Annotated in this window: 17 protein-coding genes; 13 read left to right on the top strand and 4 right to left on the bottom strand. The window is 66.0% G+C overall.

Features of this window, described 5'->3' with window-relative positions; genetic code table 11:
• Window positions 1-2: 2 nt before the first annotated feature.
• Window positions 3-944, bottom strand: a complete 942-nt coding sequence (locus IGS74_RS13395; protein ID WP_192386769.1) for a DUF5996 family protein — start codon at window positions 942-944, stop codon at window positions 3-5.
• 174 nt (window positions 945-1,118) lie between these two features.
• On the opposite strand from IGS74_RS13395, the gene IGS74_RS13390 reads away from it, so the two are divergent.
• A complete protein-coding gene (locus tag IGS74_RS13390; protein WP_192386767.1) occupies window positions 1,119-1,925 on the top strand; it encodes a WecB/TagA/CpsF family glycosyltransferase in 807 nt (268 codons plus the stop codon).
• On the opposite strand, the gene IGS74_RS13385 is transcribed toward IGS74_RS13390, so the two are convergent.
• Window positions 1,922-2,377, bottom strand: coding sequence for an Rrf2 family transcriptional regulator (locus tag IGS74_RS13385; RefSeq protein ID WP_192386765.1), 456 nt, complete (start codon window positions 2,375-2,377; stop codon window positions 1,922-1,924). The genes IGS74_RS13390 and IGS74_RS13385 overlap by 4 nt on opposite strands.
• A 180-nt stretch (window positions 2,378-2,557) precedes the next feature.
• On the opposite strand from IGS74_RS13385, the gene IGS74_RS13380 reads away from it, so the two are divergent.
• Together IGS74_RS13380 and IGS74_RS13375 are read left to right on the top strand one after the other, a co-directional pair.
• Entirely contained in the window at window positions 2,558-4,201 is a 1,644-nt protein-coding gene (locus IGS74_RS13380; protein ID WP_192386763.1) for a Na/Pi cotransporter family protein, read from the top strand.
• Window positions 4,202-4,271: 70 nt separating this feature from the next.
• Complete coding sequence (locus IGS74_RS13375) at window positions 4,272-4,625, top strand: hypothetical protein (RefSeq protein WP_192386761.1); 354 nt, start codon at window positions 4,272-4,274, stop codon at window positions 4,623-4,625.
• Between the two features lie 18 nt (window positions 4,626-4,643).
• Here the strand turns inward: IGS74_RS13375 and IGS74_RS13370 are convergent, their stop codons facing one another.
• Both IGS74_RS13370 and IGS74_RS13365 read right to left on the bottom strand, forming a co-directional pair.
• On the bottom strand, window positions 4,644-6,209 hold the full coding sequence (locus tag IGS74_RS13370; RefSeq protein WP_192386759.1) for a DHA2 family efflux MFS transporter permease subunit: 1,566 nt from the start codon (window positions 6,207-6,209) through the stop codon (window positions 4,644-4,646).
• A gap of 9 nt (window positions 6,210-6,218) precedes the next feature.
• Entirely contained in the window at window positions 6,219-7,337 is a 1,119-nt protein-coding gene (locus IGS74_RS13365) for an HlyD family secretion protein (RefSeq protein ID WP_192386757.1), read from the bottom strand.
• A 209-nt stretch (window positions 7,338-7,546) separates the two neighbouring features.
• On the opposite strand from IGS74_RS13365, the gene IGS74_RS13360 reads away from it, so the two are divergent.
• From IGS74_RS13360 to IGS74_RS13315, 10 genes are all read left to right on the top strand, one after another.
• The gene (locus IGS74_RS13360; protein WP_192386755.1) at window positions 7,547-8,308 is read left to right on the top strand and encodes a DeoR/GlpR family DNA-binding transcription regulator; all 762 of its coding nucleotides are present in this window, start codon (window positions 7,547-7,549) and stop codon (window positions 8,306-8,308) included.
• 37 nt (window positions 8,309-8,345) lie between these two features.
• The gene (locus IGS74_RS13355) at window positions 8,346-9,155 is read left to right on the top strand and encodes a BtpA/SgcQ family protein (RefSeq protein WP_039193604.1); all 810 of its coding nucleotides are present in this window, start codon (window positions 8,346-8,348) and stop codon (window positions 9,153-9,155) included.
• 22 nt (window positions 9,156-9,177) lie between these two features.
• Entirely contained in the window at window positions 9,178-10,167 is a 990-nt protein-coding gene (locus IGS74_RS13350; protein ID WP_039193608.1) for an ABC transporter permease, read from the top strand.
• The gene (locus IGS74_RS13345; protein WP_192386753.1) at window positions 10,164-11,264 is read left to right on the top strand and encodes a M20/M25/M40 family metallo-hydrolase; all 1,101 of its coding nucleotides are present in this window, start codon (window positions 10,164-10,166) and stop codon (window positions 11,262-11,264) included. Before IGS74_RS13350 ends, IGS74_RS13345 begins: the two co-directional genes overlap by 4 nt.
• Complete coding sequence (locus IGS74_RS13340; RefSeq protein WP_192386751.1) at window positions 11,261-12,754, top strand: FGGY-family carbohydrate kinase; 1,494 nt, start codon at window positions 11,261-11,263, stop codon at window positions 12,752-12,754. Before IGS74_RS13345 ends, IGS74_RS13340 begins: the two co-directional genes overlap by 4 nt.
• Window positions 12,755-12,799: 45 nt before the next feature.
• Window positions 12,800-13,798, top strand: coding sequence for an autoinducer 2 ABC transporter substrate-binding protein (locus IGS74_RS13335; RefSeq protein WP_192386749.1), 999 nt, complete (start codon window positions 12,800-12,802; stop codon window positions 13,796-13,798).
• Between the two features lie 65 nt (window positions 13,799-13,863).
• Window positions 13,864-15,357: a sugar ABC transporter ATP-binding protein gene (locus IGS74_RS13330; protein WP_206688167.1), complete on the top strand. Its 1,494-nt coding sequence runs from the start codon at window positions 13,864-13,866 to the stop codon at window positions 15,355-15,357.
• Window positions 15,357-16,367: an ABC transporter permease gene (locus IGS74_RS13325; protein ID WP_192386747.1), complete on the top strand. Its 1,011-nt coding sequence runs from the start codon at window positions 15,357-15,359 to the stop codon at window positions 16,365-16,367. The genes IGS74_RS13330 and IGS74_RS13325 overlap by 1 nt, the downstream gene beginning before the upstream one ends.
• Window positions 16,368-16,386: 19 nt before the next feature.
• The gene (locus tag IGS74_RS13320; protein WP_192386745.1) at window positions 16,387-17,385 is read left to right on the top strand and encodes a dihydroxyacetone kinase subunit DhaK; all 999 of its coding nucleotides are present in this window, start codon (window positions 16,387-16,389) and stop codon (window positions 17,383-17,385) included.
• Between the two features lie 14 nt (window positions 17,386-17,399).
• On the top strand, window positions 17,400-17,999 hold the full coding sequence (locus IGS74_RS13315; RefSeq protein ID WP_192386743.1) for a DAK2 domain-containing protein: 600 nt from the start codon (window positions 17,400-17,402) through the stop codon (window positions 17,997-17,999).
• Window positions 18,000-18,007: the final 8 nt, after the last annotated feature.

Here is an 18,007-nt window from a genome sequence, read left to right as displayed (position 1 = left end):
TCTCAAGTCTCCACCGTGCGCGCTTCCAGCGGACGGCCGGGCGCGCATTCCAGGCTTGCCCTGTCCCATTGCCCCAGAATAGCGGCGGCATCGTAGCTTGTCTGCAGGAATGCCAGCAGGGCCTTGTCCGGATCGGGGGCGGTGCGCACGGCATCATAAGGCAGGATGAACTCGCCGAGGCTTTGGTCGAAACGCGCTTCCGCAGGCTCGACGATGGCCTCGGCGAAGCCGTCGGGCCCGGGGTAGGCGTAGGAATAGAAGGCAGGATAGTCGATCCCGCCGCCGCCCGGCCAGAAACCGGCGGACGACACCTGATGGCTGTAGGCCTCAGCCGTGACGTCATCGGGCAAAGCCGGAACTCCGCCGGGATGACGTGGAGCCCTGTCGCCCGAGAACCGCGTGACGGCCATGTCGAAGCTGCCCCAGAAAAGATGCACGGGGCTCACCTTTCCGATGAAGCCGGTACGGAACTGCTTGAACACGCGGTCGACCTGCACGCAGGCCCGGAAAAAAGCGTTGACCGCTTCCGCATCGTAGGGGCGCTCCTGCGTATCGGCCGAGAACGGTACGGCGTCCGGGATTTCGTTCGGCGTATCGCTGAACCTCGGCGTACCGCCAACCTGCTCGATGATCTCGACGAAACGGCTTCTGAACCCCGCGATCGAACCGGGCCTGAGTGGCGTTGCCGCGATGCCGCCGGCCGTCGAGCGCGCGATGACCCGATGCTCGATCAGGTCGATTTCCACCTCGATGCCGCCCGGACCGTCGGGCACGATCGAGGTGGTCAATCCACGTGCCGTCACATACAGCGTCGCGTGCCAGGAATGGTTGAGCCAGGGCGTATGCGACAGACGATACTTGCCGACGATCTGGCTGACCAGGTGCAGGTGGCGGCAACTGTCCTGCCACGGCCCAAACGGAATTTCCGGCCAAAGTTCGGTCATCTCGCCTCCAGGAACGACTTTCGCTTCCGGATTGGAACTAGGGCAGGACGCGAGAGGATGAAGCATCATCCGAAAGGCGGACCGCGCCCAACTCAAATGTGAGTTTGCTTGCGGAGCGTTTTGCGCTGCATTGCAAACGCCGTAAATCGTGCCGGCTTATAGGGATATGCGAGCGTGAACTATCTGTTGCTGGACGCGTGCCTGATCTTGTCGATGGCTTCCGTGGTGCCTTTCCTCGGCATGCGTTTCGTGGACGGCGACATCGAGGGCATACGCACCGCGATCGGGCGTAGCCTCGCGATCGGCGATTTCGCCTATGCGGTCACCCCCAATGTCGACCATGTCGTCAGCTATCACGACGGGGGGGATCGATGCCTGCGTGAAGCCTATGACGGCGCGCGCCTGCAGATATGCGACAGCCGCATCCTGTCGGCGCTCGCGCGGCCCAGCGGACGACGCCTGATCCCGACCCCGGGATCAGACCTGACATTCGATCTTCTGCAGCGCACGATCAGCCCCGATATCCGAATGGCCGTCATCGGACCCTCCGAGGCGGCGTTCCGGCGTCTGCGGGCGCGCTTCCCCGACCGAAGGCTCGTTCACGTTCCGTGCGCCGACCGCCTGGTGCGCGACACCCCGGGTTGGCGGTCGGCCGTGCAGCAAGCGGCGGAGGCGGAATGGGACATCCTGTTCATCTGCCTGTCGTTCCCCAAGCAGGAGGTGTTCGCCCGCGATCTGGCGCGCAGCGGGCGCCAAGGCGGGTTCGCCCTGTGCGTCGGGGCCAGTATCGACTTTCTGACGGGAAAGCAGAAGCGGGCGCCCCGTGCCATGCAGCGGGCCGGGCTGGAGTGGCTGCATCGCCTGGCATCCGACCCCAGCCGCATGTGGCGGCGGTATCTGGTGCGGGGGCCCGGCATCTTCCGCCTGGCGGCCCGCCAATATGCGGCCGACGCACGGCGCGCGATGCGCGGCCGGAGCTAACCGAGGGCGGCGACCGCTTCCTCGATGTCGTGCGCCGGCGCGACGTGCTGCATTTCCGCCAGGCTGCGATTGTCCAGAACGGCGGAGATGGCGTTCCGCACTTCCAGCATCAGCGCCCTTACGCGGCATGTCTCTTCGCTGCTGCAGTCGTCGCATCGGCGATAGGCGGTGCGGCTGGCGCATGGTAGCGGAGCCAGCGGGCCATCCAGGACGCGCAACACGTGCCCGACGCGAATTTCTCCTGCCGGGCGGGACAGGCGGTAGCCGCCCCCACGCCCCTTGCGCGCATCGACGAAGCCGGCGCCGCGCAGGTCGCCCAGGATGGCGTCGAGGAACTTCTTCGAAATGCCGTGCGCCGTTGCGATCTCTTCGGATTGGGTCAGCCGCTCGGGGGGCTGGCCTGCAAGGTGCAGCATCGCCTTGAGACCGTATTTGCCTTTCATCGTCAACATTGGAAGGAAACGCTGCTTTCGAACGGGTAGGGAAGGATATGGTCTGGATATAACCGGCTCAGTCGGGGATTTCCATCCCGCACGGCCACTTGCCTCGGCGCTGCCCGGCCCCATCATTTGCGAGGTGGGGGGTAACATGGGTTTCGATGATCGGATGAAGGGCGTGGCCGGGAAACCATCATGACGGCAACGCAGGTTATCGTCAGCCTCCTGGGCATTGTCGCGTTGCTGCTATGGGGCGTCGGGCTGGTCAGCGCGGGCGTCATGTCCGGCTTCGGCCCATCCTTGCGGCAGACATTGGCAACCCGCCTCGATAACCGGCTTGCCGCCATCGTGGGCGGTACGCTCGTCACCATGGCGCTGCAAAGCAGTACGGCGACCGCCATGATGGTCACATCCTTCACGGCAGGCGGCCTGGTTGCCCTGGTGCCGGCCCTTTCGGTCATGCTCGGCGCCAATCTCGGCACGGCGCTGATCGTGCAGGCCCTGTCGTTCGATCTCGGTCTCGTCTATCCGCTGCTGATCTTCACCGGCTATGTCCTGCAGCGGCGGCGTGCCAATCCACGGCTGTCCGAGGTCGGCCGCATCCTGCTTGGACTGGGGGTCATCCTCCTGTCGCTCGAGCTCCTGTCGGCGCTCGTGGTTCCGCTGGAAGATGCTCCGGACGTACGGCAGGTCATGACGCTGATCGTGCAGGACCCGGTCCTTGCCATGCTGCTGGCCGTGCTGTTCACCGTTCTGGCGCATTCGAGCGTCGGGGCGATCCTGTTCATCATGTCGCTGGCGCAGATCGGTATCCTGTCGGCGCCGTCCACCATAGCCATGGTGGTCGGCGCCAATATCGGCAGCGCCATCAATCCGCTGATCGCTGCCTCGGGAGGGGATCGCAGCCATCTGCGCCTGCCGGTCGGCAATCTGGCCAACCGCCTCGCCGGCGGTGTCATGACCATGCTTCTTCTGGCGCCGATATCAGCCGCCGCCGAACGGTTCGGCGTGCCGGGGCAACGCCTGGCGCCGGATTTTCATCTGGTCTTCAATCTGGTGATGGCGCTGGTATCCGTGCCCTTGCTGCCTGCCGCCGCCCGACTGCTTACGCGGCTGTTTCCCGAGGACGCCAGACCCGAGGATGCGGGCAGGCCGCTGTACCTGGACACGGCAAGCCTGGACAGGCCGAAGGTGGCGCTGGCCAACGCAGCACGCGAGGTCCTGCGGATGGCCGACATCGCCGAGGCGATGCTTGACGGGTCGCGCAAGGTGTTCCGTGACGCGGATCCGATCGCCCTGTCGCGGATCCGGCGCACGGATGACGAGATCGACCGCCTCTACGGCGCCGTGCGGCGTTATCTGTCCCGGATCTCGCAAGGCGACCTTACGGAAGCCGACAAGCGGCGCCTGTTCGAAATCCTCGACTTCGCCGTCAATATCGAACATGTCGGCGATATCGTGGACGCCAATCTGATGGCGATCGCAGCCCAGCGCATCGACGATCGGCAGATCCTCAACGAGGAGGAAATGGTCCGCATCGGCGAAATGCACGAAAGGCTCATAGCCCATCTGCGCCTGGCGGTCAGCGTGCTGATCGACGGAGACGCGACATCGGCGCGGCAGTTGGTGGCGGAGAAGGAGCGCTTCCGCGACTATGAGCGTGCCGCCAACGAAGAGCAGTTCCGACAGATCCTGTCAGGCCAGTTGCCGAAGGGGCAGTCGGCAAACCGCTATCTGGATGTCGTCCGCGACCTCAAGCGGATCGAGGCTCATATCGCCGCGACCGTATATCCGCTGCTGGAGCGCACCGGCGATTTGAAGAGCAGCCGCCTGGCATGAGGCGCGCCATGCTTTCCCGACCGCGAAATCTACCCTAGGTAGTTATCGGTGTGTCGCAGCAGGGGGTTTCATGACACTTCGCAAACTGACCGTTCTCGCGCCGGTCGTGGTGGTTCTGTCCGCCTGCTCGCCCACGACGGTCTCGAACCTTCCATCGGTTCCGCAGCAGACCTTGATGGATGTGCGGGTGGTCGTCGACCCGCCGGCCGGTGCGCAGTCGCTCGGCACCGTCCGTGTCACGCGGTGCCGCAATGATCTGTCGGAGTATCCGACGCCGGAGGTGACCATACTGAACGGCATGAAGGCGGAGGCGCAGAGGCGCGGTGGCAACGCCGTGCGCGTCATCGGTTATCGCATGGGAGTCACGAAGTGGAGCCGCTGCTGGCACACGATCACCGGGCGGGCCGAGATGTACCGCCTTTGAGTACGCCTGCCGGCCTGGTCAGTGTCCGCCGCCCCCGCCTGCGGGGCGGGCCTGCGGCTTGTCGATGAAGATCGCGAGCATCGCCAGCGCGCCGAAAAGTGCGGTAAGCACAAGGAACACATCGGCAAAGGCCATCACATGCGCCTCCCGGGTTACGATGCGCACCATGTTTGCCACGGCCGCCGCCTGTCCGTCGAGGCCGGCCGCGTCGAGGCTCTGCGCCATGGAACTCATCCGCTCCTCGGCGATCGGGTTGCCCCAGGACACATGCTCGGCAAGCCGCTGGTAATGCAGGGTCGTGCGGTCCGTCAGCATCGTGTTGATGATGGCCAGCCCGACCGCGCCGCCAAGGTTGCGCGTCAGATTGTAGAGGCCCGATGCGCCTTTCATCTTCTGGGGTGGCAAGGTGCCCAGTGCGATATTGTTGATCGGCACCATGGACAGCATCAGACCGAAGCCGCGCAAGACCTGCGGTATGAACAGTTCATGGAAGTCCCAGTCATGGGTGATGCCGCTCATCATCCACGTGCCGATACCGAAACTGACGAAGCCGATGACCATCATCACCCGCAGGTCCATGCGGGCCGAAAGAATGCCCGCCAGCGGCGCCGTAAAGAACATGGCGAGGCCCGACACGAACATGGTCTCGCCGATCATCAGCGAGTCGTATCCCCGAATGGCTGACAGGTAGACCGGGTAGAGATAGGTGAGGCCGTAAAGGCCGACGCCCATGACGAAGGAGAACAGGCTGCCTAGCGCGAAGTTGCGGTTGGCGAAGGCCGACAGGTCCACGATCGGTTCTCGTGCGGTGAAGCATCGATAGAAGAACATCACCGCCCCGGCCAGCGTGACGCACACCATCGCCGCGACGGCCCTGTCGTCGAGCCAGTCGTTCTGCGGGCCCTCCTCGAGCACGTACTCGAGCGCGCCCAGGAAGGCCGCCATGGCGGCAAGCCCGTACCAGTCGAAGTGCGGCAGCAGCGACCAGTCCGGCTTGTCGAAGTCGATCAGGTTCCACGCGGCGACGGTGACGACGAGGCCGACCGGCAGGTTGATCAAAAACAGCCAGTGCCATGACATGGCATGGCTGAGATAGCCGCCGATGGTGGGGCCGATGGTGGGCGCCAGTGTCGCCACCAGCCCGATCATGGGGGAAACGACCGCGCGCTTCGACGGAGGAAACAGCGTGAAGGCGGCCGCGAAGACGCTGGGGATCATGCCGCCGCCCAGGAAGCCCTGGATCGCGCGATAGACGATCATCTGGTCGATGGAGGTGGCCGTGGCGCACAGGACCGAGGAGACGGTGAAGCCGCCGGCCGCCAGGGTGAAAAGGACCCGCGTGGACAGGATGCGGCCGAGCATGCCGGACAGCGGGATCATGATCACCTCGGCGATCAGATAGGCCGTCTGCACCCAGGGAATCTCGTCGGCCGACGCGGAAAGCCCGGCCTGTATCTCGGCCAGCGATGCGGAGACGATCTGGATGTCCAGGATCGCCATGAACATGCCGAGCACCATGACCATGAAGGCGGCAATTCGACGGGCGGGGACCGCCTCGTCCGCACCTGCGGCAACGGCAGACATGGCGCGGTGCTACTCGACGTCGCCGGTCGTGGCCGTCCGCCTGTCGACGGTGACCACGGCGGACAGTCCGGGCCGCAGCTTGCCGTCGGCTGCCTGAGGGTTGTCGATCCGGATACGAACGGGCACGCGCTGGACGATCTTGGTGAAATTGCCGGTGGCGTTGTCTGCCGGCAGCAGCGAGAAGACGGACCCGGACGCCGGTGCGAAGGATTCGACCGTACCCTTCAATTCCACGCCGGGCAGGGCATCGACCTCGATGCTGGCGGATGCCCCGGGGGCTATCCCGCCGATCTGCGTTTCCTTGAAGTTGGCGTCGATATAGACCCTGTCCAGCGGGACGATGGACGCCAGCCGGCGGCTGGGCGAGACGAGATCGCCCGGCTGCACCGACAGATTTCCGATAACGCCGTCATAGGGCGCCCGAACGGTGGTGAAGGTCAGGTTGCGGGCGGCGCTGTCGCGGGCGACACCAAGCTCGGCGAGGTTGCGCCGGGCCTCGGCGATCTGGGCATCCAGAACCGAAACGTTGGCCCTGGCGCTGTCGACGGCCGCGCTTCCGCCGCGTACGGATGCGGAGGCTTCGGCAAGTGTGTTGCGAGCCGTGTCCAGCGCCGCCTGCGCGCCGGCACCGGTGCGGGCCAGATCGGCCGCACGGTCGAAATTGCGTTTGGCCTCGGTTTCGGCCGCCTGAAGTGCCTCGAGCTGCGCCTGTGCCTGGACGAGTGCCGCAGCGCCGGCCCGACGCTGCGCGTCGATGCGATCGATGGCGGCCTCCTGGGTCGCCATCCGCGCCTCGGCCGCATCCAGGTCGAGCTGCAGGTCGCCGGGGTCGATCTCGACGACGGGCTGGCCCGCCTTGACATGCTGGTTCTCCGCAACGGGCAGTGACGTCACGTAGCCGTTCACACGCGCGGTCAGCACCGCCATGTCGGCGGCGATGTACGCGTCGTCCGTTTCGATGAGAAAACGGCCTTCTGTCCACCAGTAGACGCCGAAGGCGGCGCCCGCCGCAACGAACAGCAGCGCGAGCAGGGGAAGGACGAGCCTCTTGCGCGAGGGTGCAGGCTTCCCGGCCATTGCATCCGCGTCGCGGGGAAGCGTGTCCGTATCCGAAACTTTCTTGAGCATCGCCAGACCCTCGGCGGGGGGATAATGCAAACGCCGTATTGCGCCCCGCGGCCAGATGCAAGCTAAATGGTAAGCTTTGCCTACCGTCGCAAGATCATGCCTTCCGGGTCCCTCCGCCGGCGGCGATGCCCGGCATTTTCTGAATCTGCAATCTGTGATTGACACCGTCGAAACGATCACTAATCATCATCCTCCTGGACGGAGGGGGCATGCAGCAGCGTTTTCCGCAGCAGCGTCAGCGGCGCATGGCCGATCTGATTGCAGAGCGAGGCAGCCTTACGGTTGCGCAACTCGCCCGTCACTTCGACGCTTCGGAACCCACGATCCGCCGGGATCTGGCTCTGTTGGAGCAGGCCGGGCTTGCGGCGCGCACCCATGGCGGCGTGGTGGCGCCGCGCAAGGGCGAGGCCATCGAGCCGCTGTTTCTGGAAAAGCTGCGCGTCCAGCAGGGTGCCAAGAAGCGGATCGGCCGTGCTGCCGCCGCCCATGTGGGTGCCCAGGAGAGCATATTGCTGGATTCCGGCACGACCATGCTGGCGCTGGCGCAGGAACTGGCCGGGCGCGCCATCAGCATCGTCGCGCTCGATCTCAAGGTCGCCGAAGCAGCGGCAGTGGGCGCGACCCAGGTGCACATGCCGGCGGGCCAGGTGCGCAACGGCTATTTCTCCATCGTCGGCGCGCCGGCCATCGAGACGATCACCGGCTCAACATTCGACCTTTTCTTCATGGCCGCCGATGCCATCGACCTCGACGGCGTCTCCAATTCCACCCGCGACGAGGCGGACGTCAAGCTGGCGGCCATCTCGCGGGCCCGGCGAACCATCCTTCTTGCCGACCATACCAAGCTCAACCGCCGTGCCGTGGTGCCGGTGTGTCCGCTGGAAAGCATTTCCCGGCTGATCGCCGACACGGGCGCGGCAAAGGCGATCGCACCCTACCGGGAGCGCATCCAGGACATAGAAATATGCTGAATTATCATTGTCCTATCAAGGAAAGACGCGTGCTGACATGAAGAATTTCCGGTCTGTATTCGGTGATAGGAAGCCGGTGATCGCCATGGTCCATCTGCTGCCGCTGCCCGGCACGCCCCTTTACGACGCCGAGGGTGGCATCGATGCCATCGTCGACGCGGCGCGCAAGGACCTCAAGGCATTGCAGGACGCCGACGTGGATGCGGTGATGTTCGGCAACGAGAACGACCGTCCCTACGAACTGAGCGTCGACACGGCCTCCACGGCAACCATGGCTTACGTCATCGGCCAGCTGCGCGGCGACATCGCCAAGCCCTTCGGCGTCAACGTCCTCTGGGATCCGATGTCCACCGTGGCCCTGGCCGCGGCCACGGGCGCGTCGTTCCTGCGGGAAATCCTGACGGGGACCTATGCGTCCGACATGGGGCCCTGGACGCCGAATGCCGGAGAGGCGATGCGCTACCTGCATCGACTGAGGCGGCCCGACGTGGCGATGCTTGCCAATGTCTCGGCCGAATTCGCCTGGTCGCTCGACCGCCGGGAGCTGGCGGACCGGGCGCGCTCGGCGGTCTTCTCGTCGATCCCGGACGCAATCCTGGTCTCAGGCGCCATCACGGGCGAGGCGGCGGAGATGGGGGACCTCCAGTCCGTCAAGGCCGCGTTGCCGCATACGCCGGTGCTGGCCAATACGGGCGTTCGGCACAACACGGTGGCCGATGTCCTGCGCGTCGCCGATGGATGCGTGGTCGGCTCCTCGCTCAAGGTGGATGGCGATACCTGGAAACCCGTCGACGCTGCGCGCGCCGCCGAATTCATGCGGCTGGCGAAGGCGGCGCGCGGCGAATAATCGAAAAGGGAGGGCGGCCGGCATGGCGGGATCGGCGAGACGGCAGGATACGACAAGACCCTATGTCGCCAGCCTCGCCGTTCTGGCGGTGGCCATCTTCGTCGCGCTGGCGCTTGCCTCACCGCATTTCCTCAGCCGCGCCAACCTCGTGTCCATGGGTTCGCAATTCCCCGAATTCGGACTGCTGGCGCTTGCCGTGCTGCCGACCATGGTTTCCGGCGGCATCGACCTTTCGGTCGTCGCGACGGCAAACCTGGCCTCCATCGTTGCCGCGGTCATGATGCGCGCCGGGCCCGAACTGGCCGTTCTGGCCATTCCGGCGGCACTGCTGACGGGGCTTGCGTGCGGCGCCTTCAACGGTGTGCTGATCGCCTATCTGAGGCTGCCGCCCATCCTGGCGACGCTCGGCACGCTCCAGCTCTATGGGGGCCTCGGCATCGTCATTACGCGCGGACCGGCCATAACCGGTCTTCCCGGCTGGTATGGCGAGACCTTCAACGCTTCGCTTGCGGGCCTGGTGCCGGTTCCCCTGATCGTGTTCGCGCTGGTCGCGATGGCGCTCGGCGCGCTCATGCGCTTCACCGCGACGGGGGTACGGCTTCGGCTTTACGGTGCCAATCCGCTGGCCGCCCGCTTTGCCGGCATGCGCGAGCCGCGCCTGATCATTCGCATCTATTCCATCGCCGGTTTTGTGGCGGCGCTGGCCGGGCTGGTGATCCTGGCGCGTACCAATTCGGCCAATGCCGACTATGGCGGCTCGTACCTGCTGCTCGTCATTCTCATCAACATCCTTGCCGGCGTCAGCCCGTTCGGCGGCTTCGGCTCCACGCTGGGCGTCGTGCTGGCGGTCGTCACCCTCCAACTCATCTCCAGCGGCCTCAACTTCCTCGCCTTCACGGCCTTCGCACGCGACCTCTTCTTCGGCGGGCTGCTCGTCGTCGTCATGTCGGCGAGGGCGTTGCTGGAGCGCGGGCTGTTGCCGCGTTTGCGCTTCGGGAAACCACGACCATGAAAGACAAGCTGCGCCAGACCTTGAGCGAGCTGATGATGCTGCCGGGGTTGTCCGGCCATGAAGACCGTGTCCGCCGGGCCATCAAGGGGCGGCTGGATGCCGCCGGCATCGCCAGCCGCACGGACAGGCTCGGCAACCTCATCGCCACGGTGGAGGGCGACCCCGAAGCGCCGTCCGTGATGCTGTTCGCCCATACCGACCAGCTCGGCTTCATCACCCGCAAGATCGAGCCGAATGGGCTGGTGCGCGTGGAGCGGCTGGGCGGCATCCCCGAAAAGGCGCTGCCCGCGCAGGCCGTGCTCTTTTGTGTCGGCGAAGGCCGCGACGTGCACGGCGTGGTCGCCAACAAAAGCCATCACGCCACGCCGGCGGATGAAAAATACAAGGTGACGCCCTACCAGGACCTGTTCATCGATGTCGGAACGGACAGCGCCGAGGCGACGCGTGCGCTGGGCATCGAGATCGGAACGCCGGTCGTATATCAACCGAGGGTGATCCACCTGAACGAGGATCGCGTGGCCGGCACCTCCGTAGACGACAGGGCCGGCTGCGCCGTCGTCCTGCAGGCGGCGCTGGAGCTGCAGGGCGCGCCGGGCCTGCCGACCGTGCATTACGTCTTCGCCGTCCTGGAGGAGTTCAACCTGCGCGGCGCGATGGTGGCGGCGCAATCGCTGCAGCCGGATATCGCCGTGCAGCTCGATCTGGCGCTGACGTCCGACACGCCCGACATGGCCCATCGCGGCGAGGTCGCCATGGGGGCGGGGCCGGCCATGGCGCTCTACTCGTTCCATGGACGCGGAACGCTGAACGGAACCATTCCGCATCCGGCCCTGACGCGGCTTTTCGAGACGACGGCGTCGGAAGACGGGCTGCCCTTGCAGCGCACCGCGCATGTGGGTGCACTGACGGACTCGTCCTATGTCCAGCTTGTGGGCGAGGGCGTTGCCGTTGTCGACCTGTGTTTCCCCAGCCGCTACACGCACACCGCGCTGGAACTGTGCGATCTGCGTGACCTGGAAGGGCTGACGCGGCTCGTCTGCGGCGGCATCCGGCGCATGGGGCGCGGTTTCGAGCTGAACCGGGACCTCTACACGTGAGCGGCCATTATCTCGGGATAGACGTCGGCACCTACGAGACCAAGGGCGTCATCGTGACGGCCGAGGGCGCGGTCTTGACCGAGGCGCGCCGTGCCCACCGCATGCAGGTGCCTCAGCCGGGCCATGCCGAGCATGACGCCGAGCGCGACTGGTGGGGCGAGTTCGCCGATATCTGCGCCGAGATGATCCAGACGGGTGGCCTTCAGCCCGGCGACGTACGGGCCGTCGGCGCGAGTGGCATCGGCCCCTGCATGCTGCCGGTGGACGCGGACGGCAGACCGCTGATGAACGCGGTGCTCTATGGCGTCGACACGCGGGCCGCCGCCGAGATCGAGGAACTGACGGCGCTGATCGGGGCCGATACGCTGCTTGCCACCGGCGGCAACGCGCTGACCTCGCAGTCGGTGGGCCCGAAGATCCTGTGGCTTCGCCGCAACCGGCCGGATGTCTTCGAGCGGGCGGCTTACTTCCTCAACTCCACATCCTTCCTGGTGCGGCGGCTGACCGGAGAAACGGTGATCGACCATTATTCCGCCGCCGGTTTCAGCCCCCTTTACGATATCGCGCGGATGGATTGGGTGGATGGCTACGACGCGCTGATCTGCGGCCGTGACAGGCTGGCGCGGCTGGCCTGGACCACCGAAATCGTCGGCGGCGTGACGGCGGAAGCGGCCCGCCGCACCGGCCTTGCCGAAGGAACACCCGTCATCGCGGGTACGATCGACGCTGCGGCGGAGGCGGTTAGCGTGGGTGTCCGGCGTCCGGGGCAGATGATGCTGATGTATGGCTCCACCATCTTCGGCATAGAGGTGACGGCCGAGCCGGTGCAGGATCCGCGCCTCTGGTACGCGCCCTGGCTGTTCGCCGGCCAGCATGCCTCCATGTCGGGGCTGGCGACGAGCGGCACGCTGACGCGCTGGTTCATCGACAACTTCGCCCGCGAACTGGACCCGCACGAGGCCATGGGCGTGCTGGTGCGGGAGGCCGCGGCGTCGCCGCCCGGCGCGCGCGGGCTGGTCGTACTTCCCTATTTTTCGGGCGAGCGGACCCCGCTGCACGATCCGCATGCCAAGGGCATGATCTTCGGGCTCGACCTCACCCACGGGCGGGGAGACGTCTATCGCGCCCTGATCGAGGGGATCGCCTATGGGGTCCGGCACATTCTCGAAACCTACGATGACGCCGGGGCAAATCCTGAAAGCGTGACGGCGGTGGGCGGCGGAACACACAACCCGGTCTGGCTGCAGGCGGTGTCCGACATCACCGGACGCGCCCAGGCGGTGCGGCACAATTCTTTCGGGGCAAGCTACGGCAATGCCTTCCTGGCGGCGGTGGGCGTCGGCGATGCGGATGCCGGCGACATCGATACCTGGAACCCGGTGGCCCGTGAGATCCAGCCGGATGCGTCCCTCTCGTCGCTCTACGACGCGGGGTCCGGCACCTATCGGCAACTTTATGCCCGCACCAGGGAGCTGATGCGGGCAGGCTAAACCATAACCGGCGCAAGGCGCGCCTGAAGCAGAGGGAGAAGGCATATGCAGGGCAGGTTCAGGACAATCGTCGCCGGCGCGCTTCTGGGCACGGCGCTTCTGGCGGGGGCGGCCGGCGTTGCCGGGGCGCAGGACGCCAAACATACCATCGTGACCGTGGTGAAGCTTTCGGGCATCGCCTGGTTCAACCGCATGGAGGAGGGCGTCAAGGAGTTTGCCGCCGATACCGGCAACGATGCGACGCAGGTCGGCGCGGCGACCGCCGATGCGGCGTTGCAGATCCAGCTTATCGAAGACCTGATCGCGCGGGGCGTGGACGCAATCACTGTTGTTCCCAATTCCCCGCAGGCGCTTGAGCCGGTGCTGAAACGGGCGCTGGACAACGATATCGTCGTCGTCGGCCACGAGGGCGCCGACCTCCAGAACATCACCTACGATATCGAGGCATTCGACAACGCCGCCTATGGCGAGCATCTGATGGAGCGGTTGGCGACGGAGATGGGCGGCGAGGGCGAGTATGCCGTCTTCGTCGGCTACCTGACCTCCAATACGCATAATCAGTGGGTGGATGCCGCCATCGCCTACCAGAAAGAGAAATACCCCAACATGACGCTTGTCGTGGACAAGCTGGAATCCGAAGAGCAGCAGCAGACGGCCTACCAGAAAACCCGCGAGCTGCTTCGTACCCATCCGAACCTGAAGGGCATCCAGGGCTCTGCCGGCGAAGACGTCGTCGGGGCGGCCATCGCCGTGGAAGAGGCCGGCCTGTCCGGCAAGGTCAAGATCGTCGGCACCAGCCTGCCTTCCGTCTCGGGCCCCTATCTGGAATCCGGCGAGATCGCCATGATCTCCTTCTGGGATCCGGCCAAGGCCGGCTACGCCATGAACGTAGTGGCGGCGAAGGTGCTGAACGGGGAAACCATCGCGGACGGCGCCGACCTTGGCGTCGAGGGCTACGAAAAGGTCAAGCTGGACGGCAAGGTGATCTATGGCCAGGCCTGGGTGGACGTGACCGCCGAGAACATGGACCAGTACGACTTCTGATACGCACCGCAAGTGGGGCGGCCGCCCGGCCGCCCCGCCATCTCAACCGGAACGGAGACACGCGCTTGGCCGAAACGATGTCCATGTCCGGCATTCGAAAATCCTATGGGCCGGTGCGCGTCCTGGAAGATGTCAGCCTGGCGCTCGAGCCAGGCGAAGTGCGCTGCCTTGCGGGCGAGAACGGCTCCGGCAAGTCCACGCTGATCAAGATCCTGTCCGGCGTCGTGGCAGCGGATGCGGGCCGGGTCGCGATCGGAGGGCGCCCGATGGCCGGCGATGCGCGTGCCGCCATCGATGCCGGGCTGGCCGTCATCTACCAGGATTTCTCGCTGTTCCCCAATCTCGGCGTGGCTGAAAACATCGCGATGCTTCAGGCGGTGTCGTCCGGTGCGCGCCTGCACCGGGGCCGGGCGCAGAAAAGGCTTGGCGAAGCGGTGCTGGAGCGCATGGGCGTCAAGCTGGACCCTTCGATGCTGGTGGAGCTCCTGCCGGTCGCCTCCAAGCAACTCGTGGCCATTGCCCGGGCCCTGGCCAACGATGCGCGCATCATCGTCATGGACGAGCCGACGACGGCGCTGACCCGGAGCGAGGTGCGGCGGCTGGCCGAGATCGTCGGCACGCTGAAGGCGGATGGCGTCTCGTTTCTGTTCGTCAGCCACAAGACGGAAGAAGTCTTCGCCTTTTCCGACACGGTCACCGTGCTGCGTGACGGACGCGTCGTCGCCGAAGGACCCGCCTCGGACTTCGACGCCGAACGGCTGGGGCGGGAGATGACGGGCCGCAGCGTGGACAGCCAGCGGCTGGACCGCCCGCCCGTGATACCCGCCGCTCCATTCCTGAGCACGCGGAGCCTGTCGCGTCGCGGCGAATACGAGGATATCAGCCTCGACCTCCACCCCGGCGAGATCGTCTCCATCGTCGGCCTTCTCGGCTCCGGCCGGACCGAACTGGCGCTGACGCTGTTCGGCATGATGCAGCCCGACGCGGGAACGATCGAGATCGGCGGCCGGCCGGCGCAGCTTTCGAGCGCCGTTTCGGCGGTGGAAGCCGGTATCGCCTATGTGCCCGAGGACAGGCTGACCGAAGGGCTTTTCCTGGACCAGACCATTGCCGACAACATCCTCGTTTCCAGCCTGGACGTTTCGCATTCCGGCGGCCTTCTCAACCGACGGTCGCTGGCCGAACGCGCACGCGGCGCCGTCAAGCGGCTGCGCATCAAGACGCCGGGGATCGAGCCGGCGGTCGCGACCCTGTCGGGCGGCAACCAGCAGCGTGTCGTGCTGGCGCGCTGGATGGAGCGCGCGCCCCGGCTGATGATCCTCAACGGGCCGACGGTCGGCGTCGACATCGGCTCCAAGCGCGAAATCCACGAACTGCTTCTTGCGCTCCGCCGCGACGGTACGGCGCTGATGGTGGTGACCGACGACATAGGGGAGGCCACGGCGATCTCCGACCGCATCATGGTGATGGTGAAGGGCCGCATGACCGGCCCCTACGACCCCGAGTCCGTCGATGACGAGGCCATATACGCGGCCGTCACACAGGAAGGAGGGCGCTGATGCGGCGTGCAGTCCGGCTTCTCGCTTCGCCGCAGGGCATCGTGCTGGTTTTCGCATTGCTGTTCGCGCTTTGCGTCGGCGCGATCAATCCCGGTTTCCTGTCGGCGGCCACCATCGTCGACCTTCTGCGCAATTCGATCGTCACGGGCATCTTCGCTCTGGGCGTCATGATGATCCTGGCATCCGGCGGCATCGACGTATCCTTCACCGCCATCGGCGCCTTCGCAATGTACACGACGACCGTCCTGATCATGGGCGTCGACCTCGACATTCCCATCATCGGCTATTTCGTCGTCAGCGCCCTGATCGGCGCCGCGCTGGGCCTCGTCAACGGCATCCTGATCGGCGGTCTCGGCCTGCCGACGCTGATCGTGACGTTGGGCACGCTCAGCCTGATCCGGGGCGCGCTGCTGACCTTCGTCGGCACGACCTACATCACCAACGTCCCGCGCGAGGTGATCGGTTTCGCGCGCACGGTGATCCTGCGGCTGGAGAACGCCGTCGGGCAGCTCGTTTCGCTGCCGCTGTCCTTCGTGGTCCTCGTCGTCGTCGCACTGTTCGTCGCCATCCTGATGAACGTCACTTTGTTCGGCAGAAAGATCTACGCGATCGGTGGCTCGGAGGAAGGCGCGCGGCGCATCGGAATCGACGTCGCCCGCGTCAAACTGCTGATCTACGTCATTGCCGGCGGCATCGCGGGCCTTGCCGGGATGACGCACATGACCCTGTCGCGGATGGCCAACCCGTTCGACCTCGTCGGCTCGGAGCTCGACGTGATCGCGGCGGTGGTGTTGGGCGGCGCGCGCATACAAGGCGGCCACGGCACCGTCACGGGCACGCTGATCGGTGCGCTCGTCATCACCATGATCAATACGTCGCTGCTCAGCGCCGGCGTGCCGTCCTACTGGCAGAAGGTGGTGATCGGCATCCTCATCATCGTCGGCACGAGCCTGCCGATCCTGATCGAGTCCTATCGCAAGCATCATGAAAGGCTGGCGCGGGCCGGCTGAGAAAAAGGGGAGGCCATCCTTGAAGAAGATCCTGAACGCGCCGGGGGCCTATGTCGACGAGATGCTCGATGGCTTCGTCGCGGCGCATCCGCAGTATTATGCCCAACCCGAACCCCGCGTGATCCTTCGGGCCGACGGCGCGTCGGAAGGGCGCGTCGGCATCGTCACCGGCGGGGGCTCCGGCCATTTGCCGGTGTTTACCGGCTATGTCGGCCGCGGGTTCCTGACGGCATGCGCGATCGGCGACGTCTTCGCCAGCCCATCGGCCGAACAGATGGCCAGCGCCATCCGCCTGGCGGATGGCGGGGCGGGCGTGCTTCGCCTGTACGGCAATTACGGCGGCGACGTCATGAATTTCGACATGGCGGGCGAGATGGTGGAGATGGAGCACGACATCGCCACGACGACGGTGCTGCTTGCCGACGACATCGTGTCCGCCCCGAAGGAAGAGGCAGACAAGCGCCGGGGCGTCGCCGGCATGGTCTATGCGTTCAAGATTGCGGGCGCTGCGGCAGAAGCCATGGCAGACCTTGGCGAGGTGACGCGCGTCGCCCGGAAGGCGGCGGACGCCTGCCGCTCCATCGGCATGGCTTTGACGCCCTGCATCGTGCCCCAGGCCGGCAAGCCGACCTTCGAGCTGGGGCCGGACGAGATGGAGATGGGCATGGGCATTCATGGCGAGCCCGGCATCTGGCGAGACGCCTTGAAGCCGGCGGATGCCATCGTGGACGAGATGGTGGACCGGCTGCTTGCCGACCAGTCGCTCGGGCGCGGCGACAGGGTCTCGGTTCTCGTCAACTCTCTTGGCGCGACCCCGCTGGAAGAGCTGTACATCATGTATCGCCGCGTGAAGCAGCGCCTCGACGGCGAGGGTATCGAGATCGTCATGCCGCTGGTGGGCCGCTACGCGACATCGATGGAAATGACGGGCGCCACCATCACGACGCTGGCGCTCGACACCGAGCTGGAGGCTCTCCTGCATGCGCCGGCCGAATGCGCCTATTGGCGTGTCGGTTGAAGGAGAGTGCAGCGATGACCGATCGAATCGACACCGCCGCGCTGCACGACGCGCTCGTCCGGGTTGCCGCCGCCGCGGAGACCGCCGCGCCGGAGTTGAATGCGGCCGATGGGGCCCTGGGAGACGGAGACCTTGGCATCACCGTCTCGAAAGGCTTCGCGGCTGCGGCAGCCGCGGATCTGCCGGACGATATCGGCCAGGCATTCCTGGAATGCGCCAAGGCATTCCAGCGTGTGTCCTCCTCGTCCTACGGCACGCTGGTCGCCACCGGGTTCATGGCGGCGGGGAAGGCGACGAAGGGGCGCACCGATATCGCCGCCGCTGACGTGCCAGAGCTCGTCGCGGCGGCGCGCGATGCGATGATGGCGCGCGGCAAGGGGCAACTGGGCGACAAGACCGTTCTCGATGGTCTCGACGCCATCGCCCTGGCCCTGGCGGGGGTGGATGGCGGCGGGATGCGTCGCCGGGCGGTTGAGGCGGTGGAGGGCACCCTCGACGCGTTCAAGGGGCGGCCCTGCAGGCTGGGGCGGGCGCGCATGTTCGCTGATAAGAGCGCCATGCTGGACGATCCCGGGCAACTCGCGCTGCTGCATATCGTGCGCGGATTGTCCTGACTGTTCAT

The organism is Aureimonas sp. OT7 (assembly GCF_014844055.1).
Classification (GTDB): Bacteria; Pseudomonadota; Alphaproteobacteria; order Rhizobiales; family Rhizobiaceae; genus Aureimonas; species Aureimonas altamirensis_A.
This window is presented reverse-complemented; position numbering and strand designations above follow the sequence as displayed.